Consider the following 18,087-nt stretch of genomic DNA (forward strand, 5'->3'; position numbering starts at 1 on the left):
ACTCAACTTTGGAGGGAGTAAAGTGATGCCGAATGAAACTAACATGATAGAGGCTGACCTATTAATTTTCAATGCTAACATCGTGACGATGGACGAATCTAACCCCATTGCAACGTCAGTAGCGATTAAAGGCGACCGTTTTTTAGCAGTAGGCAGTGATTCCGATATGATGCGGTATAAAGGACCTGCAACTGAAGTAGTGGATGGGAATAAACGACTTCTGATTCCAGGATTGAATGATTCGCATATTCATCTCATACGTGGTGGATTGAACTATAACTTGGAGCTTCGCTGGGATGGAGTGCCATCGGTGGCCGATGCCTTGCGTATGTTAAAAAATCAAGTGGATCGCACGCCAGCACCGCATTGGGTTCGAGTTGTAGGCGGCTGGACAGAGTTTCAATTTAAGGAACGCCGGATGCCGACATTGGATGAAATCAATCGAATTGCTCCGGAAACCCCGGTATTCATCCTTAACTTATACCGCCAAGCCTTTTTGAACAAAGCAGCGTTACGGGTAGTTGGGTATACGAAGGATACTCCGAATCCGCCGGGCGGAGAAATTCAGCGGGATAGCAAAGGCAACCCGACGGGAATGCTTATTGCTCGACCGAATGCTACGATATTGTATGCCACTCTTGCAAAGGGACCAAAGCTTCCGTATGAAGATCAGTTGAATTCCACACGGCTGTTTATGCGGGAATTAAATCGCTTTGGAATTACAAGTGTAATTGATGCTGGCGGCGGTTTCCAGAACTACCCCGATGATTATCAAGTTTATGAGGAATTGGATAAACGTGGAGAGATTACCGTCCGGACGGCATACAATCTGTTTACCCAACACCCAAATCATGAACTGGAAGATTTTCAATCATGGACAGCCACATCGCAGCCATATACAGGAAGCCCTTACTATCGTCACAACGGCGCAGGTGAAATGCTGGTTTACAGCGCGGCTGATTTCGAAGACTTCGTTGAGCCCCGTCCGGAATTGCCTACTGTGTTGGAGAATGATTTATTCGGGGTAACCAGACACCTGGTACAACAGCGATGGCCTTTTCGGCTCCACGCAACGTATGGTGAGTCAATCTCGCGCTTCCTTGACGTGTTTGAACGTGTAAATAAAGAAGTTCCATTTAAAGATTTACGCTGGATTTTAGACCATGCTGAAACGATTCGTGAGAGGGATTTGGAACGTGTCGTCGCTTTAGGCGGTTCGATTGCCGTTCAAAACCGGATGGCTTTTCAAGGAGAGTATTTCGTCGATAGGTACGGAGCGGAAGCAGCAGAAAACTCCCCTCCAATTACAAAGATGCTTACGGCCGGATTGAGAGTAGGTGTCGGTACAGACGCTACAAGGGTAGCAAGCTATAACCCGTGGATTGCCCTCTACTGGCTAGTAACCGGAAAAACACTTGGTGGGCTAAGCTTGTACCCTGCTTCTAACCGATTGGACCGTCATCAGGCGCTTCGTATGTATACGTCCGGAAATGCTTGGTTCTCGAAGGAGGAGGACGTAAAGGGACAAATTAAGGTAGGCCAATATGCGGACTTGTCGATCTTGTCTCATGATTTCCTCCAAGTCCCAGACGAAGAAATCAAACGCATTGAATCGGTGTTTACGGTCGTAGGCGGAAAGATTGTGTATGGATCACTTGAATTTCACAAACTATCGCCTCCGGCGCCTAAAGCCAGTCCGGACTGGGCGCCACACAATTACTATGGCGGCTACTATAATGCCTCAAATCATGGAGGCGGTGGTGGCACCGGGTTACATTTGCCTCAAAGCCTTCATCGTCATCATAAATGCAATCATCATCACGGCAACGGTTTCTGCGACTTGGATTGCTTCGTCTTTTGATGGAACTTCCAGAGGGTTGGCACAAAACCTCGGGCTTAATGAATCTAAACGGGTATCGTGGTGGCCCCGCATACTACCAAGAGTCCTTTATTGAAGTCAGGCAGTTGCTAACAGCTTCATGACTTGATCCAATTATTACAAGAGGGTCATTTTAATGGGGACAACACTGAATTTTGAATTAACTCATGCGAATCTTTTTGGGTAGGCAACAATGGCTCCTCTGGCTAAATGGCACTTCTGGTTACTTAGCATCGACCTACCCGTAATGCTTATTACGTTAACTTCAATGGTCCATGGCTATGCACCGGATTGGATTATTGGATAAAGCGTATTGGTGAAACTGTGGCTGGAAAGGCGGATGACATCCAAATGAAACATAATCATGATAGTTAGTTCCATGAAAAAAGTAGTGGGTGAACATTTTGGCTGACGAACAGTTTATCAGATCGTCAAATATCGCATTCATTACCGGAATCCTTTTCTCGTGTACATTAGTTGTAGTATCGAGTGTGTATTTAACGATCCCATTAATAGAAGTGTTTGCGAATGTATTTAAGGTGTCGTCTTCTCATGCTGCTTGGAGCAGCAGTGCCTTCTCGTTGGCTTTTGCAGGTGGGGGGGTGCTGTTTGGAGTCTTGTCAGATCGTTTTGGACGAAAAAAAATGATGCTATCGGGGTTATTTTTACTTACGGTAATAACACCCCTAATAGGTAGTGTTGACAGTTTTTCTTGGCTTGTTGCTCTTCGGGCATTACAAGGTTTAGCGGCATCCATGTTCCCTCCGTCTGTTTTGGCTTATGCGATGGAAATGTTTCCAACTCAAAGAAGAGCAACCATTATCGGATTCATTAGTACGGCTTTTTTAATGGCCAGCATCGTTGGACAAATATATAGCAGCTTTGTTGTTTTGAAATTACTAAATTGGTCCTATGTTTTCTACATTCTTTCAGCAGCATATGGAATTTCTTCAATCTTGCTTCTCTTTTTTATTCCAAACGACAAAACACAACAAGCAGTTGGCAGCTTTTTTACTCCTTTTTTGCGGGTAGGCGATATTTTCAAACGAAAAGGCTTGCCTCTGTGCTACATCGTTTCCGCTTCTCTCTTTATTTCGCTTGTCGGATTTTTCGCCACTCTTGGAAGTTACTTAAGCAGCCCGCTCTTCGGGTTAAGCCATCAAGATATTCTATGGATTCGTGCGGTTGGTATTTTGGGTATGGCAGTTTCTCCGTTTGCCGGAAGATTAGTTACAAAAATCGGTGTCAAGAACGTATTATGCTGTGGATTACTTTTAGCTGGAAGCGGCTTAGGATTGTTAGGATTTAGTCTTCACATCATTTATTTAATATCGTTGAGTGTTGTATTTATTTTAGGAATTTCTATGGCTCTTCCAGCATTAATCTCTCTAATTGGTCACATAGCTGGGGAAATCCGAGCAATCGCGGTTTCGTTCCATATGTTTATGGTGTTCATAGGCGCATCTCTTGGGTCGATCCTTTCCATTTACCTGATAAATGACGGGGGCTATTTATTCACTTTTGAAGTATTGGCAGGATTATTGTTTTTAAGCTTGATTGTACCCTTCTTTATTCATTTGGAAGAACCTTAAGTACTGAGGAAAAACTAAATCACGACGTTCATAACCAATTGTATATGATCCTTATAATTTATATTCATTTTAGTAATTTAAAAGTTTATTATATGATTGGTATATGGTAGTTTTTTCTATTTATTGAAAATATCATTATGAACTGAGGTGAAATAGTGGTAATTCGACAACTAGAATATTTTATTCAAATATGCAAAGAAGGAAGCTTCACTAGAGCTGCGGAAGTATTAATGGTTTCTCAACCAACATTAAGTCAACAGATTCGTTTGCTGGAGCACGAATTTGGTATTACGTTATTTGATAGAGTTGGAAGAGGAATAGAAATAACTGAGGCCGGAAAAATCCTATTTGAGAAAAGCATCGCCATCATGCAAACGATTGAAGAAGCTCGAAGAGAAACGTCAAAATTAAAACATATTCAGATGAATGAGTTCATCATTGGTATTTTACCTAACGACTTAATCTATCTAAAGCCAAGGATCATTAAATTTCAAGAACTATATCCTAATAAATCAGTAAAACTTACTGATATTCAGGATAACACGAAGCAATTACTGCGAAATAAAATAGATGTCGGCATATCTACTTATCTCAAATCAAGCAATCAGGTCGATAGTATCCACTTATTCGACGAAGAACTAGTATTAGTAGTTTCGGAAGATCATCCTTGGGCAGAAGAATCTGTAGTTCCATTCCGATTGCTTACAGATTTAGAATCCGTATTGTTTGTTAAAGATTTCAAAATAAGGAAACAACTTTATCAATATGCAAAAAAGTTAGGGATTTCTCTGTATATTGGTATAGAAGCGACATCAACATCAACCTTGCTTAAGATGGTACAGTCCAAAGTAGGGGTAACCATTTTATCCTCCTATCTCGTTAATAGTTATCATTGTCCAAAAATCAAATTGATCCGACTAGTAGATCCTACACCTACGCGCGAGATTAAGCTTATCTACCATAAAGATAATTTGATACCTCATACAACGAAAGCTTTCATCGAATACATTCGGAATTCTTCAAAGACCCTTAATCTGTGTTACGACACCGAAGTAAATGTGTAGGACAGTACAATAAACATAACGAATGAAAATAGGCTCAAATAACTCTAGGAACTATGTAAAAAAGTCGCGCAGCAATGTGCTATTCGCGACTTTTTTTTCGGCGGTCATTTGAATGTAGTAAAGAATTGCGGAAATAATTGCAGTGCTGTTTCAATAAATAACTTGACAGAAATCGAACAATCCTCAAATGACAAAACGGCCATATGAATATGACGGTACGCTGGAGGATCAAGTTTGCGGATAAGGACGTTTTCAGGTAAATGTACCAGGGATATTTCGGGAATGATCGCAATACCAAGTCCCTCATGAACCAAACTAATCCCTGTCATATAGTTTTGCATTACGTATTTTACTTGCGGTTTCGCGCTGGATTTTTCAAACCAATCTATAACTGGAGGTTCATATCCTGATTTACAAATAATAATAGGCTGATCCAAGAGATCGGATACTTGAATCATGTTCTTGGTAGTTAATGGATGTTCCTTGTTTAACACAGCATACATCTCTTCTTGGAGTAGTGGGAAGGTTGTGAACTCTTTTTCTGGTGGACAAACAATGATAAATCCGATATCAACACGCTGGGAATCGACCCACTCCCTTACTTCGGATATCGTTCCTTCTAAAATTGTAAATTCAATATTAGGATATTTTCTTGTGATGTGGCTGATAATTTTTGGGATGAAATAAGAGGAGGCCGCTGGAAATGCGCCTATTCTGACTATCCCTTTTTCAAGTCCCAATTCATGAGCAATTTCCTGATCAATCTTTTCATAATCAGATAATATTGCCCTAAAAATACGTACGATACGTTCTCCTATGTGTGTAAGCATGACTCCGTGACGACGATTGCGAATCAAAAGAGTCACCCCAAGTTCGGACTCAAGACCGTTGACTGCTTTACTTACAGCAGGTTGAGTCATATTCATTTCTTTTCCAGCTTGAGTGAAACTCTTTGTATCGGCAATTTTAACGATTAATTGCAATAATGATTTATTCATGATATCTATAATACCTCCCTTTAAGCACTCTCATTTCCATTTTCCTACAGTTTATAAAACATTTACATAAAATTAGCAATTTTCACATATAACTCGGCTACTATTTTCATAAACCAAACATTCGCAAGAACGGAACTGTTGGATTTCGAGGCAAACATTACTCCATAGCTTATTGTTTTACGTTATCTTAAATCAATTCCGTACAAGGCATCATGAAGCGTTCTGGTTCATACAACATGGAGCTGCCTTTTGAATTTTCTGGGGGGTGAGGATACATGTCAAGAAAAAGATACATCGAGAATGAGCACATTTCTAGAATGAGTAGAGACATTACTACATGGCCAATGGTAAATCCAGAAACACTTGATTATTCTGCTCGTGAGACATTTCTACAAAGAAAACAAGCGGTCGATCTCTATATGCGCAACGAGCTTCCCATAAAGGAAATTGTGAAACGGGTAGAAATTGAGAGATCTGTGTTACGCAGATATGTGAAGAGATGTCTTAGTTTTGATAGTGAGGGGAGGATTTGGGGATATCGGGCCCTGGTCCCTTATCGAAATTTGAAATCCTATACGCCTACGCGGGAAGTCGGGAAAAGCTCTTGTATGGTCGGGGCGTTGTCTCTATTGTTCAAAAAATACCCACAGATCAAAATGTTGGTTGATTCACTTTATCATACGTCTGATACAAAAAAGAACAGAGGAAGTGTACCGACTGTTACATACATCCACCAACAATTTTTACAAGCATGTATGCAAGTAGGTCTTACAATAAATGATTATCCATTCTGCACGGCATACTTGGGGAAAAGAGCGCTATACCGTTACTTGCATCCGCGTAGTGGGCAGCAATTGCAAGCAGAACACAAGCGAAAATACCTCCTCGAAGAAGTACTGAAACACGGGTACGAAGAATCAGCCACCCCTCTAAAAATGCCTACCCTGCCAAGCAATCAAATCGTCATCAATGCCAAGGAGTATATTCATCAGCATTTTATAGATAAGGGGCTCACATTGCTTGAAATCGCTCAAAAGAGTTACGTGAGTCCGAACTATTTAAGTTACTTGTTCAAGAAAAAAACAGGCTACAACCTTTGGGATTATGTTGTCAAACTGAGGATGGAAGAAAGCAGAAAGCTTATGATGAATACCGATTTGCGTTGCTATGAAATTGCGGAACAAGTAGGGTATCAATCACCGGAGCATTTCAGCAAAATATTCAAAAAATACTATGGAGTAAGCCCAAGTCAATACATGAAGTAAAATTACCAATACATTACTTGGAATGACACATGTTCATTATCGACCAGCATACATAATGTTTCCTCCTGCAATGAATCGCCAATCCAAAGCGCACTATATTTGCTTGCTCGTCGACTTGTTTAACCAGGAGATTATTGGTCAAAGCTGCGAAAAATTCAAAGATGCCGCACTCGTTTACTAGGCTTTCGCCAGCGTAAAAAGTTACGATTGAAGAAGGAATGACGAAGCATTACATTTCATATGGGCAAGAACTATTAAATTTTGGCAACAATGAGTAAGACAAATTCGCACTTTGATTTTGTTGTTACCCTTTATATAAACATTATATATTTTAGATGTAAAAGATTAACATTTAGGTAAATATCTCACAAATAGAGGTAAAGGAAGGGTGTTATAGCTGGTGCAGACATCCTAATGTTCCTGGGAGCCATAATCATGGGTCCTTTGGGCGGCCATGAAAAAAGTGGATCAGGTGTTTGAATGGAGTAAAACCGAGTGACTTCACGAAGCGGAATTGCCAATAAATGACATAGAATCACACATGTCCATTATCGACCAGTATATATACAATGATCATTATAAAATATGAAGATTCAGGAGTATGCCAGGCAAGAAGAAAGTCATGGAGGATGGTAAGTGTAAGGAGGCACAATAAAGATATGAGTTGGTATGCATTATTCGTTGAAACAGGTAAGGAAGATATGGTTCGGAATATGATTCTGAAGTTTATCAATGAATCAGCGATTCGTGCAATTGTACCTAAACGAAAACTGCAAGAACGAAAACAAGGGCGGACGAACGAGATTTACAAAACGATGTTCCCTGGATATGTATTTGTAAATACGAAAATGAATGAAGAAATCTATTACGATCTCAAACGCTTGCCAAAATACAATCGACTTTTGATTCGAGATAAACCTCGTGATCAAAGCAATAAGAATTTTCACGAGGTGTTTAGATTTTCTGAAATTGACGAAGAAGAAATGACTCTCATTCTCCAACTCATCGGAAATGAAGAACTGATTGACTACTCTACCTTGTATGTTGAGAACGCAAAAGTAATCGTTTGTGCTGGTCCACTTAAAGGAAAAGAGGGGCTCATCAAAAAAATAGACAAACGCAAGAAAAGAGCTCGAATTGTCTTGAATATTCTGGGGAATGAAGTGTTGCTTGATGTTGGAATTGAAGTTTTAGCTAGCCCATCGTAGTTGCGAATATGCACGGACAAAATCAGAGTGAACCCAATCGTTGCTTCGGCACGTTGATACAATTCTGAGGTCATAGAACGATACATGTAGTGTGTAGATTCATACAGACGACTGGGCGAAGCTGTGTGTAAGACCTGGAGGCCGAATGGACAAGTCTCTTTTTTGAAATATGTCGTGGAGGAGGAGCCATTTTTGAAAAGTTCGGTTGTTTTTATGTTTTCGGGGCAAGGTTCACAATATCACCAAATGGGCAAGCAGCTGTACGATCATGATCGAGTATTTCGCAACACGATGAACCGTCTCGACAAACTGGTGTTTGAACAGACCGGAGAATCCATCTTACACCATATTTATGAAAAGGATGTAGCCTGCCGAACAGCTATCACAAGGACTCTGATTTCTCATCCAGCCATTTTTATGGTGGAGTATGCATTAGCTCAAACGTTAATTGATCAGGGAGTCAGACCGCAACTCGTACTTGGAAGCAGCCTTGGTGAATTTGCAGCAGCAGCGGTCTCGGATGTTCTCTCTGTGGAAGATGCGTTGGCATGCGTCATAGGTCAGGCCAAATGCTTCGAGGAATACTGCTGTTCGGGTTCCATGCTTGCTGTGTTGTCAACTTATTCCCTTTATGAACGCATCCCCGGAATTGAATACTGTACACTGGTGTCCGTTAATTATGACGGGCATTTTGTCATATCAGGACCGGATGAGCAACTCTCGCAAATAGCAAGATGGTTGACACAGAATTCCGTGGTGAACCAACTGTTGCCCGTATCATTTGCTTTCCACTCTCCTCTCATTGATCAGGCAGAGCCAGCGTATGTAACCTATTTGGGCAAGTACGCATTTCAAAAGCCACGAATTCCCTACATGTCGTGTATGCTTGGGGATTTCATAGGCGAACTGGATAGGCATCATTTTTGGCGGGTAGCCAGACAGCCGATACGTTTTCAAGAAGCTGTAGCAAGGCTTGAAGAGACAGGTCCGCATGTCTACGTAGATGTCGGACCCGGTGGAACGTTGTCCGGCTTCGTCAAGCGGAATCTCAGTCCGCACTCTTTCTCAGAGACAGTCATCACATTGGCGCCCTATCTGAAAGAAGAAGGTATTCGAAACTTATGTGAAAACTATCGGACGATGGAATCTGTAGGAAAAGGGGGAAACATCAGCATGAAGGCATATGTATTTCCAGGTCAAGGATCGCAAAGCAAGGGGATGGGGCGCGACGTTTTTGGGGAATATCGTGATCTTGTTGAGATCGCGGATGAAGTATTGGGGTATTCAATCGAAGAATTGTGTTTGCGTGATCCAAACGGTCAGCTCAACCGCACAGAATACACCCAGCCAGCCCTGTTTGTGGTGAATGCTCTGACCTATTACAAAACTTTGCAAGAAACGGGCAGACTCCCAGATTATACGGCGGGACACAGTTTGGGAGAGTTCAATGCGTTGTTAGCCGCTGGAGTGTTCGACTTTGCAACGGGTTTGCAACTCGTCAAGTACAGAGGAGAACTAATGAGCAGGGCTACTGGCGGTGGAATGGCGGCAGTACTTGGTCTGGGGCATGACAGGATCTTACAAGTACTGCAGGAAAATCATTTAGACACGATCGATATTGCCAATATCAACAGTCTATCGCAAATTGTTCTATCGGGTCCAAAAGAAGATATGATAAGGGCGCAGCCCGCTTTCGAAAGGGCAGGGGCAAGCAATTATGTGGTTTTGAATGTAAGCGGAGCCTTTCATTCCCGATACATGGAGTCAGCGAAGCAACAGTTTGCGGAGTATGCGGGGTTATTTGATTTTGCTGCACCGCAATTTCCTGTTATCTCCAACGTGCATGCCAGACCGTATGACGTCGCGGCGATTCACGAAAATCTCGTGGAGCAAATCACTTCACCTGTGCAGTGGACGGACAGCATCCGCTATATCATGGGTGAGGGAGTCACGGATATTGTTCAGATCGGTCCTGGAACGGCTATTACCAAACTGGTCCAATCTATCCAAAAGGAATTGCCACCACTCGTTGTAAAGAACCCCATTCATTCACCGCTCTTTTCAGCCGAACATTTGGGCTGTACCGAATTCAAGGAAGACTACGGTCTGAAGCTAGCTTATTTGGCAGGCGGCATGTACGGTGGCATTTCCTCGAAGGAGATGGTCATATGCCTTGCGAAAGCTGGGATGATGGGTTTTCTTGGTACAGGTGGGAGGCAACTCGCTGAAATTGAAGCTGACGTGGTATCCATTCAAAGAGAACTAGCGGAAAACCAGTCATACGGCCTAAATTTTTTGCATAATCAGCTCGATCTGATGTCGGAAGAGGCCATGGTAGATATGCTCCTGAAACGACAGATTACCCGAATAGAAGCCAAGGGCTTCCTGAGCATGACGCCCGCACTCGTCAGGTATAGAGTTTCCGGGCTGTATAGAAACAGCAACGGCAGTATCAAGGCAGCCCACAAGATCATCGCCAAATGCTCCCGGCCCGAGGTCGCAACTTTGTTTATGAGTCCTGCTCCCGAACCTATTTTGGAAAACCTGCTGACACAACAGAAAATTTCGTCTGAGCAAGCGGAATGGGCGAGACGAATGCCAATGGCTGACGATATTTGTGCGGAAGCGGATTCAGCCGGATATACTGACGGCGCGGTAGCATTGGCACTGTTACCCGCCATGCTTCAATTACGCCAGACCATGATAACGAAGCATCAATATGCCAAAAAGATCAGAGTCGGAGCGGCAGGAGGGATTGGAACTCCTGAGGCCGCTGCGGCTGTTTTTGTCATGGGAGCGGACTTTATCCTGACTGGATCTATCAACCAGTGCACCGTCGAGGCGGGAACGAGTGCCGTGGTCAAAGACTTGTTACAGCAAATCAATGTACAGGATACGGAATATGTACCTGCAAGTGAGATGTTTGAGTTTGGAGGGAAGGTACAGGTGCTCAAGAAGGGACTCTATTTTCCTGCGAGAGCCAATAAATTGTATGAGCTGTACCGTCAGTATGACAGCCTGGATGAGATAGACAAGAAGACACAAATAAGGTTACAGGAACAATATTTCAAGAAGAGCTTTGACGACATCTATGTAGAATCGAAGCTGTTGTGTACCGCAGAGGAAATTGAGCGAGCAGAGCGAAGCCCGAAAGCGAAAATGGCATTGTTGTTTAAATGGTATTTCACCAATGCATCAAGGCTGGCTCTGCAAGGAGACGTGGAGGCGAAGGTCGATTATCAGGTCTACTGTGGTCCAGCGTTGGGAGCTTTTAATCAATGGGTTTTGGGAACTCCTATGGAGCTGTGGAAGCAAAGACATGTCGATGTCATAGGCCAAACACTAATGAGAGAAACGGCAGAGATCTTGAATAATCGCATGTTTCGAACAGGCCAAACAGAGACATGAAACCAAGGTGGAACCTGCTTGAGTCCCATTCATGAGGAGGAGTAACATGCACATCAAAACAGACATATTGATTGTCGGAGCAGGAATCGCAGGCGTGACACTGGCTTTAGCCATGGGCCAAAAAGGTTATAACGTCGTACTCATTGAACGAATGAGAGAGTTCCAAAACATACCAAAGGGAGATTTTCTCCAGCCGATTACAATCGATATTTTACAGGGGTTGAAGGTGTTGCAAAACATTAGTCAGCATTGTGTTACCGTTACGAAGGTCAACTACGGAACCATTGGCGGTATCACATGCTTCACAGGTGACTATTCCGAAATGGATATGCCTGTCAAATACGCACTAAACGGGGAGCATCGAAAAATTCACGAGGGAATTTTTCATGCGGCAACAGCACTTCAGAACGTCAGCTTTTATCCTGGTGTAACCGCTGGGAAGCTCCTGTACGAGAACGGAAAAGTGGCAGGTATTGAGGCAAAATCAGATGAAGGTACGCTGACGATTGCCTGCAAGATTCTTGTAGGCTCGGACGGCATCAAATCGAAAATAAGAGAACAGCTTTCACTTACCTACAATCTATATCCGTACGAGGAGAAGAAGGCCAAAATGTTTGCTATCACTCTGTACACGGCATCAGCTCCAACATCTGAAACAAGCTTTTTTTTCGGAAAGGGCGTGAGCTGCGGCGTCTTTCCTTTGCCAGAAAACCGCATCAGGATATATCTCGCTCTTCGCAAGGATTTGTGGCAGGAAACCAAGGATAAAGGAATCGTAGCCTTGCGAAACATGCTGCATGAGCTTTGTCCACAACTGGAGAAGGAACTGGAACAAATTACGGATTTTAAACAAGCTCAGTCCATACCTGCCTATTATTTGCATACGGACAAATGGGCTGTTGACGGGGCTGTTCTCTTGGGGGATGCATGCCACGCCTTGAGTCCGGCGCTAGGACAAGGAATGAACTTGGCTATTCAGGGGGCGATGGAGCTGGCGGATACGCTAGAGAAGGCGCTCCATACAAATGACTATTCGGAAAAGATGCTGCGCTCGTATGAAAAGAAAAGACGCAAATACGTTCGATTGATCCAGCAGAATAGCACCGCCCATACATTTTGTTGGTTTGTGAAGAACAGCACCTTTGTCAAAATGCGCAATGCTTCTTTCCGCAGGATGGGAAGCTGTCCGAGTTTATTGAGGGCACAAATGCTCATTACATCCGGGTACAGTGATAAACCACCGTCCTTTTCTCATCTGCTCCATTTTGCAGGGCTAATGAAACCGTGACGATTGCGGTGAAAGGAGGCACCAATGAATCAAAAACATACAGATATCGCAGTCGTAGGGATATCTTGCCGTTTTCCTGATGCTGATGATTATCTCTCATTCTGGGAAAATATTATATCCAGGAAAAATTCAATCAAAGAAATCCCCTCTGATCGTTGGGATATAAAAGACTACTACTCTCCAGACGTAAATGAGACGGGAAAAAGCAACAGCAAATGGTGCGGTTTGCTTGATGGCGTGTATGACTTTGATCATCAGTTCTTTTCAATCTCACCGCGCGAGGCAAGCAGTATGGATCCACAGCATAGATTGCTGCTGGAGGAAACGTGGCATTGTATTGAAGATTCTGGTATCCCGCTTCGCGCGCTTCAGGAGCGAGTGACCTCTGTATACGCGGGTATTATGTCAGCCGATTATCTTCAGCAGATGAGCGAGGGCAACAGAGCGGTAGACAGTTACGCTTGTTTAGGGACGTATGAGAGTCTGCTTGCAAACCGTATCTCGTATACTTTTAACCTTCGGGGAGTCAGTATGCCGATTAACGGAGCCTGCGCTTCATCTCTGGTAGCTATTCATGAGGCGAGACGAGCACTCGTTCAGGGGGATTGTGATTATGCATTCGCTGCCGGCGTGAACTTGAACCTGCATCCTTTGAAGTATGTGTCCTTCTCGAAGTCCAGGATGCTAAGTCCTGATGGGCAATGCAAGACGTTTGACAAGGACGCCAACGGCTACGTTCCAGGTGATGGTGTCGGTGTACTACTGTTGCAGCGGCTTGATCAAGCAATGGAAGAAGGAAATCGCATCTATGGAATCATCAAAGGATCGGCAGTCAATCATGTCGGCAAAAGCTCCTCGATAACGGCGCCAAGCGTGAAAGCACAGCGGGACGTCATTTTACGTGCGTACAAGGATGCAGACATCCGACCGGAGACAGTAACTTACATAGAAGCTCACGGGACGGGAACTTCGCTCGGCGATCCGATTGAAGTGGAGGCGTTGACACAAGCGTTTCGGGAATTCACGGATGACTGCGGATTCTGCAAAATCGGCTCAGTGAAAACGAACATTGGTCATTTGGAAAGTGCGGCAGGGATCGCTGGAGTCATCAAGGTTCTCATGATGATGAAGCATCAGAAGATACCTGCAACGCTGAACGTGAAGACGAAAAATCCAATCATTGATTTCAATTCAACACCTTTTGAAGTCGCAACCACTATCTTTGAGTGGAGGAGCAGAGATGAGGGACAACCGCTGAGAGCCGGGGTAAGTTCGTTCGGTTTCGGTGGTGCAAACGCCCATGTGCTTGTTGAGCAATATGTGGATGTGCCTATTGAAAAGAACAATCCGTTGAGCGTGAGCCGCTCGACTGTTGCTGTGGATGAAGTCAGGCTGTTCTTATTGTCTGCAAAAAACGGGGAAAGTCTGAATCAGCTCATGGACGATTGGAAGAAGTGGATGGAATCTGAAACGTTCAAGAACAGTACGCTGGACGATATCACTCGGACACTATTGATGGCACGGGAGTCATTCAAATATCGATTTGGCGCGTTAGTGAAGAGTAAGCAGGATGTTCGTTTGCTTCTCGAAAACAGTCCCGACATTCTCCGCGCAGCAGAACATTCCTGGTATCTGAATCTAGAGCAGCCAGAGTGGCAAGGCTATCAGGATATTGATTGGGGCAGTACGGAAAAATCGCTACTAGAAGGTAAAGAAGAACAAATAAGGAAAGCCCTTGAAGATCTAGGGATAGACAATGATGTCATGTGCAGCTTTTATGACGACGTGTGGGATGATGAGCAACGCGACCTGTACGTGTTCACAGCTGGATATGCATACGCAGCTGCTCTTTTGGAGCTTGGATTTTCTCCAGCTTTCCTTACTGGATCGAAGGCGGGAGGTTGGATATGTCTTGCTGTCAGCGGCATGTTGTCACTTGTCGACATCGTGGCTGTCCTGACGGGTGTGAAGGACCTCGATGATGTACGCCTCCAAAGACCTTCTATCCCCATTTATGTATCTGACGGACAAATGCTAATGCCTTTTTCGTTTGATGAAGCGTATGTGAAAAAACTCGTTTTTGCTCTGCAGCGGATTGCTGATAACGAGTACGATGATGTCCATGCTCATTTATTTGGAAAGGCAAGAGAGTTATATGCGAATCAGCATACTTTCAAAAACTTCATGGATGAGTGGCATATGGTTATTCAAACGGTCACGGGAGCAAATAGCAGGGAATGGCTGGATGATGGTGGTGTGGAAAAAAAGCGACTGCTGCTTCTGATGATTGTCAGTTCCCTACGCAAACTGAATCAGAAATGGGACTTAAAGGAGCAACAGCTGTTTGATCAATTGCCATTCTATGAACTGCTCGACTTGTTAGCTGACGATGTGATCACGAAAGAAACGGCTGTACAGCTAGCGAGTGAAGATGGCTTGGATCTTCAGGCTGTTGCCGCTATGATGAATGATCGCTGGAGAAAAATGAAGCTGGATCGTCCTTATTCTGTACTTAGAGAGCATGGAAACGAATGGAACGATGCCCAGCTCGTTAGAAATGTTGTGCACCGGTCAAAAACACTGGTTCAGCCAGAGGCGGGACCGGATATTGCTTGTCTGAAGCTAGATCGTCCATTTCTGGAGAATGTAATGCTGCTTTGGCTCAGTGGTGCGGATCTGCAGATGCACAAACTGAATAGCGGAATAAAGTATAGCAAACTCAGATTGCCGCTTTACGCTTTTTGGCGAAACACGTTTCGTCTGTCAAAGAAAACAGAATCGCAGGAGGTAGAGAACCATGCAAAGGATGCAAGCATGGTACATCCGCTGTTGCACCGAAACACGTCTGATAAGCAAAGGCTACAATTCAGCTCTGTTTTCAACGGTCAGGAGTTTTTTTTAGCGGATCATCAAGTGAACGGAAGCAGGGTGCTACCAGGTGTTGCTTATTTGGAATTAGCTGGCGAAGCCGTGAGACAAGTCGGAGGAATGCTCGCACAGGCACAAGATGGATTCATTCTGAAACATGTATGCTGGATGAGCCCAATCCGAGTGGACAAGGAAGCAGTTCAAGTCCATATTGCACTTCACCCGGACAATAATGGTGATATCCGGTATGAAATTTATAAGGAAACGTCAGAAGGAAACGGGACAGTTGTATGTGGCAGTGGTAAGGCAAATTGGCTGACAGCGCTTGGCGATGACCATTTCGACATTCATGTTGTACGTGCACAATGCAGCGAACACTTTTTAAACGCGAAAGACTGCTATCGTCGTTTGGGAAAGATGGGTCTCATGTACGGTCCAGGTCATCAGGGAATTGAAAAAATGTATGGGGGAGCGACGCAAGCTCTCGCCAAGCTTTCACTCCCCGCCTGTGTTTGGGACACAAGAGACCAGTACCGCCTTCATCCGAGTATGCTGGATTCAGCACTCCAAGGGGCCATTCTCTTTGCACAAGCACAGGCTGAGGAGGGAATGACTACTTTGACCCCATTGCTTCCTTTTGCACTGGAGAAGCTGGAGCTGATACGTCCGTGTTCACCTAAAATGTGGGCGCATATTCGCTATAGTGCCGGAAGCTCCAGGGGGGATAAAGTAGAGTATCTCGATATTGATCTATGCAATGAATCCGGCGAGATTTGTGTAAAGATCAAACGATTTACAGCCAGAGCACTTGCTGGAGAATTGGCACAACAGCAAGATACGGACAACATCCTTACAGAGTTACCAGCTGAGGCTGTGCTTTTGACACCCGTATGGGATGTTTTTCCGCTTGAATCTGACTGCGCGCCTGAATCTTTTCGCGGAAGAATGGTTGTAATTGGCGGGAGCAGGGACGAGCTGATTGAAATACAAAACCGTTATCCAGGAGCGACTGCGCTCGAAATTTCTGCAAGTCCTACGGAAAATGAAATGATGGATATGCTGGAAGCTGGTGGTACTTTGGATCATATTCTGTGGATAGCGCCGTCAGCCTCCTACAAAAATCCAACAAGTGAATTCTCTATTGAATCTGTCATCGATGGGCAACATCAGGGAGTCATTCAACTGTTCCGAATCGTGAAAAGTTTGCTGCGTCTTGGATATGGGAGCAGACCGTTACAGTTGACAGTGATCACGGTTCAGACACAATATGTGTACAAATCTGATCCTGTCGATCCCATTCACGCGAGTGTTCACGGTTTCATCGGATCGTTGGCTAAGGAATACGCTGGTTGGGGTATCCGGCTTGTTGATTTGGAGGCGGACTCTTCCTGCCCTTGGGATGAGTTGTTTTCACTCCCGGTGAACACGGCAGACCATACGTTTGTGTATCGCAATAGGCAGTGGCACAGGAGAGAGCTGGTAGAAGTCCGTTGCCCGAAACCGAATGATTCCCTTTACAAACGCGGCGGTGTATATGTCGTGATTGGAGGCGCAGGTGGTCTGGGAGCCGCATGGAGTGAATACATGATCCGTATGTATCAAGCCCGCATCATTTGGATCGGAAGAAGGGTGAAGGACGCAGAGATAGAAACGCGCATACAACGATGCGCACGGTACGGTCTATCACCAGAGTACATCCGTGCCGATGCTGCGAACAGAGAAGATTTGGGCCACGCTTTTCAAACGATAAAAGAACGCTTTTCGAAGATTGACGGCGTCATCCATGCAGCAATAGATCTCCTGGACAGCAGTGTCATGAAAATGGACCAAAGCCGATTCCAAACCGGGCTGTCCGCCAAAGTGGATGTATGCATCAGTATCGCACACGTCTTTTGGCAGGAAAATCTTGATTTTGTACTTTTCTTCTCATCTATTAATTCCTTTGCCACCCCCGCTGGTCAAAGTAACTATGCAGCCGGATGCACGTTCAAGGACGCTTTTGCACATTGGCTGGCCCATACACAGACATACACAGTAAAAGTGATGAACTGGGGGTATTGGGGCAGCATCGGAACGGTGGCATCCGATGTTTATCGGACACGAATGATGAAACAGGGAATCGGTTCGGTGGAGCATCCAGAGGCGATGCTGGCTTTGGAAATGCTTCTTGAGGGGCCTATGCATCAATTAGGGCTAATTAAGACAATAGGCTCACGTGACGTTTATCGTGTCAATCGCAGAGAGCTGATCACGGTTCTTCGGTAATGATGATCATGAGCAAAAATGAAGAGGGTGAGGACATGCGAATTTATGGGCAATTGGAAGAGCAGTATCAGCAAATGGTAGAGCTGCATCAATTTCTCATCCGTTTACTGCAAGTGCAATTGCATTCCATCGGTTACAGACCAAATGCTTCACACATTTCTTCTACCCAGGATGTCTTTCCAGAAATACCAGACATTTATCACAGATGGTTTGCACATACAGCTACTATTTTGAGGCAGTATCCCCCGCTCG

At 44.3% G+C, this 18,087-nt stretch carries 8 protein-coding genes and 1 pseudogene; 8 read left to right on the forward strand and 1 reads right to left on the reverse strand.

The genetic code is table 11. The features are described 5' to 3' along the window. Positions 1–25: 25 nt before the first annotated feature. From ACFYU8_RS03995 to ACFYU8_RS04005, 3 genes are all read left to right on the forward strand, one after another. A complete protein-coding gene (locus ACFYU8_RS03995) occupies positions 26–1,861 on the forward strand; it encodes an amidohydrolase (protein WP_390295590.1) in 1,836 nt (611 codons plus the stop codon). 422 nt (positions 1,862–2,283) lie between these two features. Beyond that, positions 2,284–3,471: an MFS transporter gene (locus ACFYU8_RS04000; protein ID WP_390295588.1), complete on the forward strand. Its 1,188-nt coding sequence runs from the start codon at positions 2,284–2,286 to the stop codon at positions 3,469–3,471. Between the two features lie 155 nt (positions 3,472–3,626). Beyond that, the gene (locus ACFYU8_RS04005) at positions 3,627–4,535 is read left to right on the forward strand and encodes a LysR family transcriptional regulator (protein ID WP_390295586.1); all 909 of its coding nucleotides are present in this window, start codon (positions 3,627–3,629) and stop codon (positions 4,533–4,535) included. Between the two features lie 104 nt (positions 4,536–4,639). Here ACFYU8_RS04005 and ACFYU8_RS04010 read toward each other — a convergent pair whose 3' ends face one another. Continuing rightward, positions 4,640–5,533 (reverse strand): LysR family transcriptional regulator, encoded by an 894-nt coding sequence (locus ACFYU8_RS04010; protein ID WP_390295584.1) that lies wholly within the window; start codon positions 5,531–5,533, stop codon positions 4,640–4,642. A gap of 950 nt (positions 5,534–6,483) precedes the next feature. Here ACFYU8_RS04010 and ACFYU8_RS04015 point away from each other — a divergent pair. The 5 genes and pseudogenes from ACFYU8_RS04015 to ACFYU8_RS04035 all read left to right on the forward strand — a co-directional run. Next, positions 6,484–6,798, forward strand: a pseudogene (locus ACFYU8_RS04015) (helix-turn-helix domain-containing protein); the annotation flags it as partial. A 659-nt stretch (positions 6,799–7,457) separates the two neighbouring features. Beyond that, positions 7,458–8,006 carry an antiterminator LoaP gene (gene loaP / locus ACFYU8_RS04020; RefSeq protein ID WP_390295582.1) on the forward strand — a complete coding sequence of 183 codons (549 nt, stop codon included), beginning with the start codon at positions 7,458–7,460 and terminating at the stop codon, positions 8,004–8,006. 192 nt (positions 8,007–8,198) lie between these two features. Further along, positions 8,199–11,414, forward strand: a complete 3,216-nt coding sequence (gene fabD, locus ACFYU8_RS04025; RefSeq protein ID WP_390295580.1) for an ACP S-malonyltransferase — start codon at positions 8,199–8,201, stop codon at positions 11,412–11,414. A gap of 46 nt (positions 11,415–11,460) precedes the next feature. Next, on the forward strand, positions 11,461–12,702 hold the full coding sequence (locus tag ACFYU8_RS04030) for an FAD-dependent oxidoreductase (protein ID WP_390295578.1): 1,242 nt from the start codon (positions 11,461–11,463) through the stop codon (positions 12,700–12,702). Between the two features lie 24 nt (positions 12,703–12,726). Next, entirely contained in the window at positions 12,727–17,835 is a 5,109-nt protein-coding gene (locus ACFYU8_RS04035; RefSeq protein ID WP_390295576.1) for an SDR family NAD(P)-dependent oxidoreductase, read from the forward strand. Positions 17,836–18,087: the final 252 nt, after the last annotated feature.

The organism is Brevibacillus sp. NPDC003359 (assembly GCF_042878995.1).
Taxonomy (GTDB): domain Bacteria; phylum Bacillota; class Bacilli; order Brevibacillales; family Brevibacillaceae; genus Brevibacillus.

Bases quoted from the DNA above. Each gene is read 5' to 3' on its own strand.
- ACFYU8_RS04035 (WP_390295576.1), top strand. From the start codon at position 12,727: ATGAATCAAAAACATACAGATATCGCAGTCGTAGGGATATCTTGCCGT.
- ACFYU8_RS03995 (WP_390295590.1), top strand. From the start codon at position 26: ATGCCGAATGAAACTAACATGATAGAGGCTGACCTATTAATTTTCAAT.
- loaP (WP_390295582.1), top strand. From the start codon at position 7,458: ATGAGTTGGTATGCATTATTCGTTGAAACAGGTAAGGAAGATATGGTT.
- ACFYU8_RS04030 (WP_390295578.1), top strand. From the start codon at position 11,461: ATGCACATCAAAACAGACATATTGATTGTCGGAGCAGGAATCGCAGGC.
- ACFYU8_RS04010 (WP_390295584.1), bottom strand. From the start codon at position 5,533: ATGAATAAATCATTATTGCAATTAATCGTTAAAATTGCCGATACAAAG.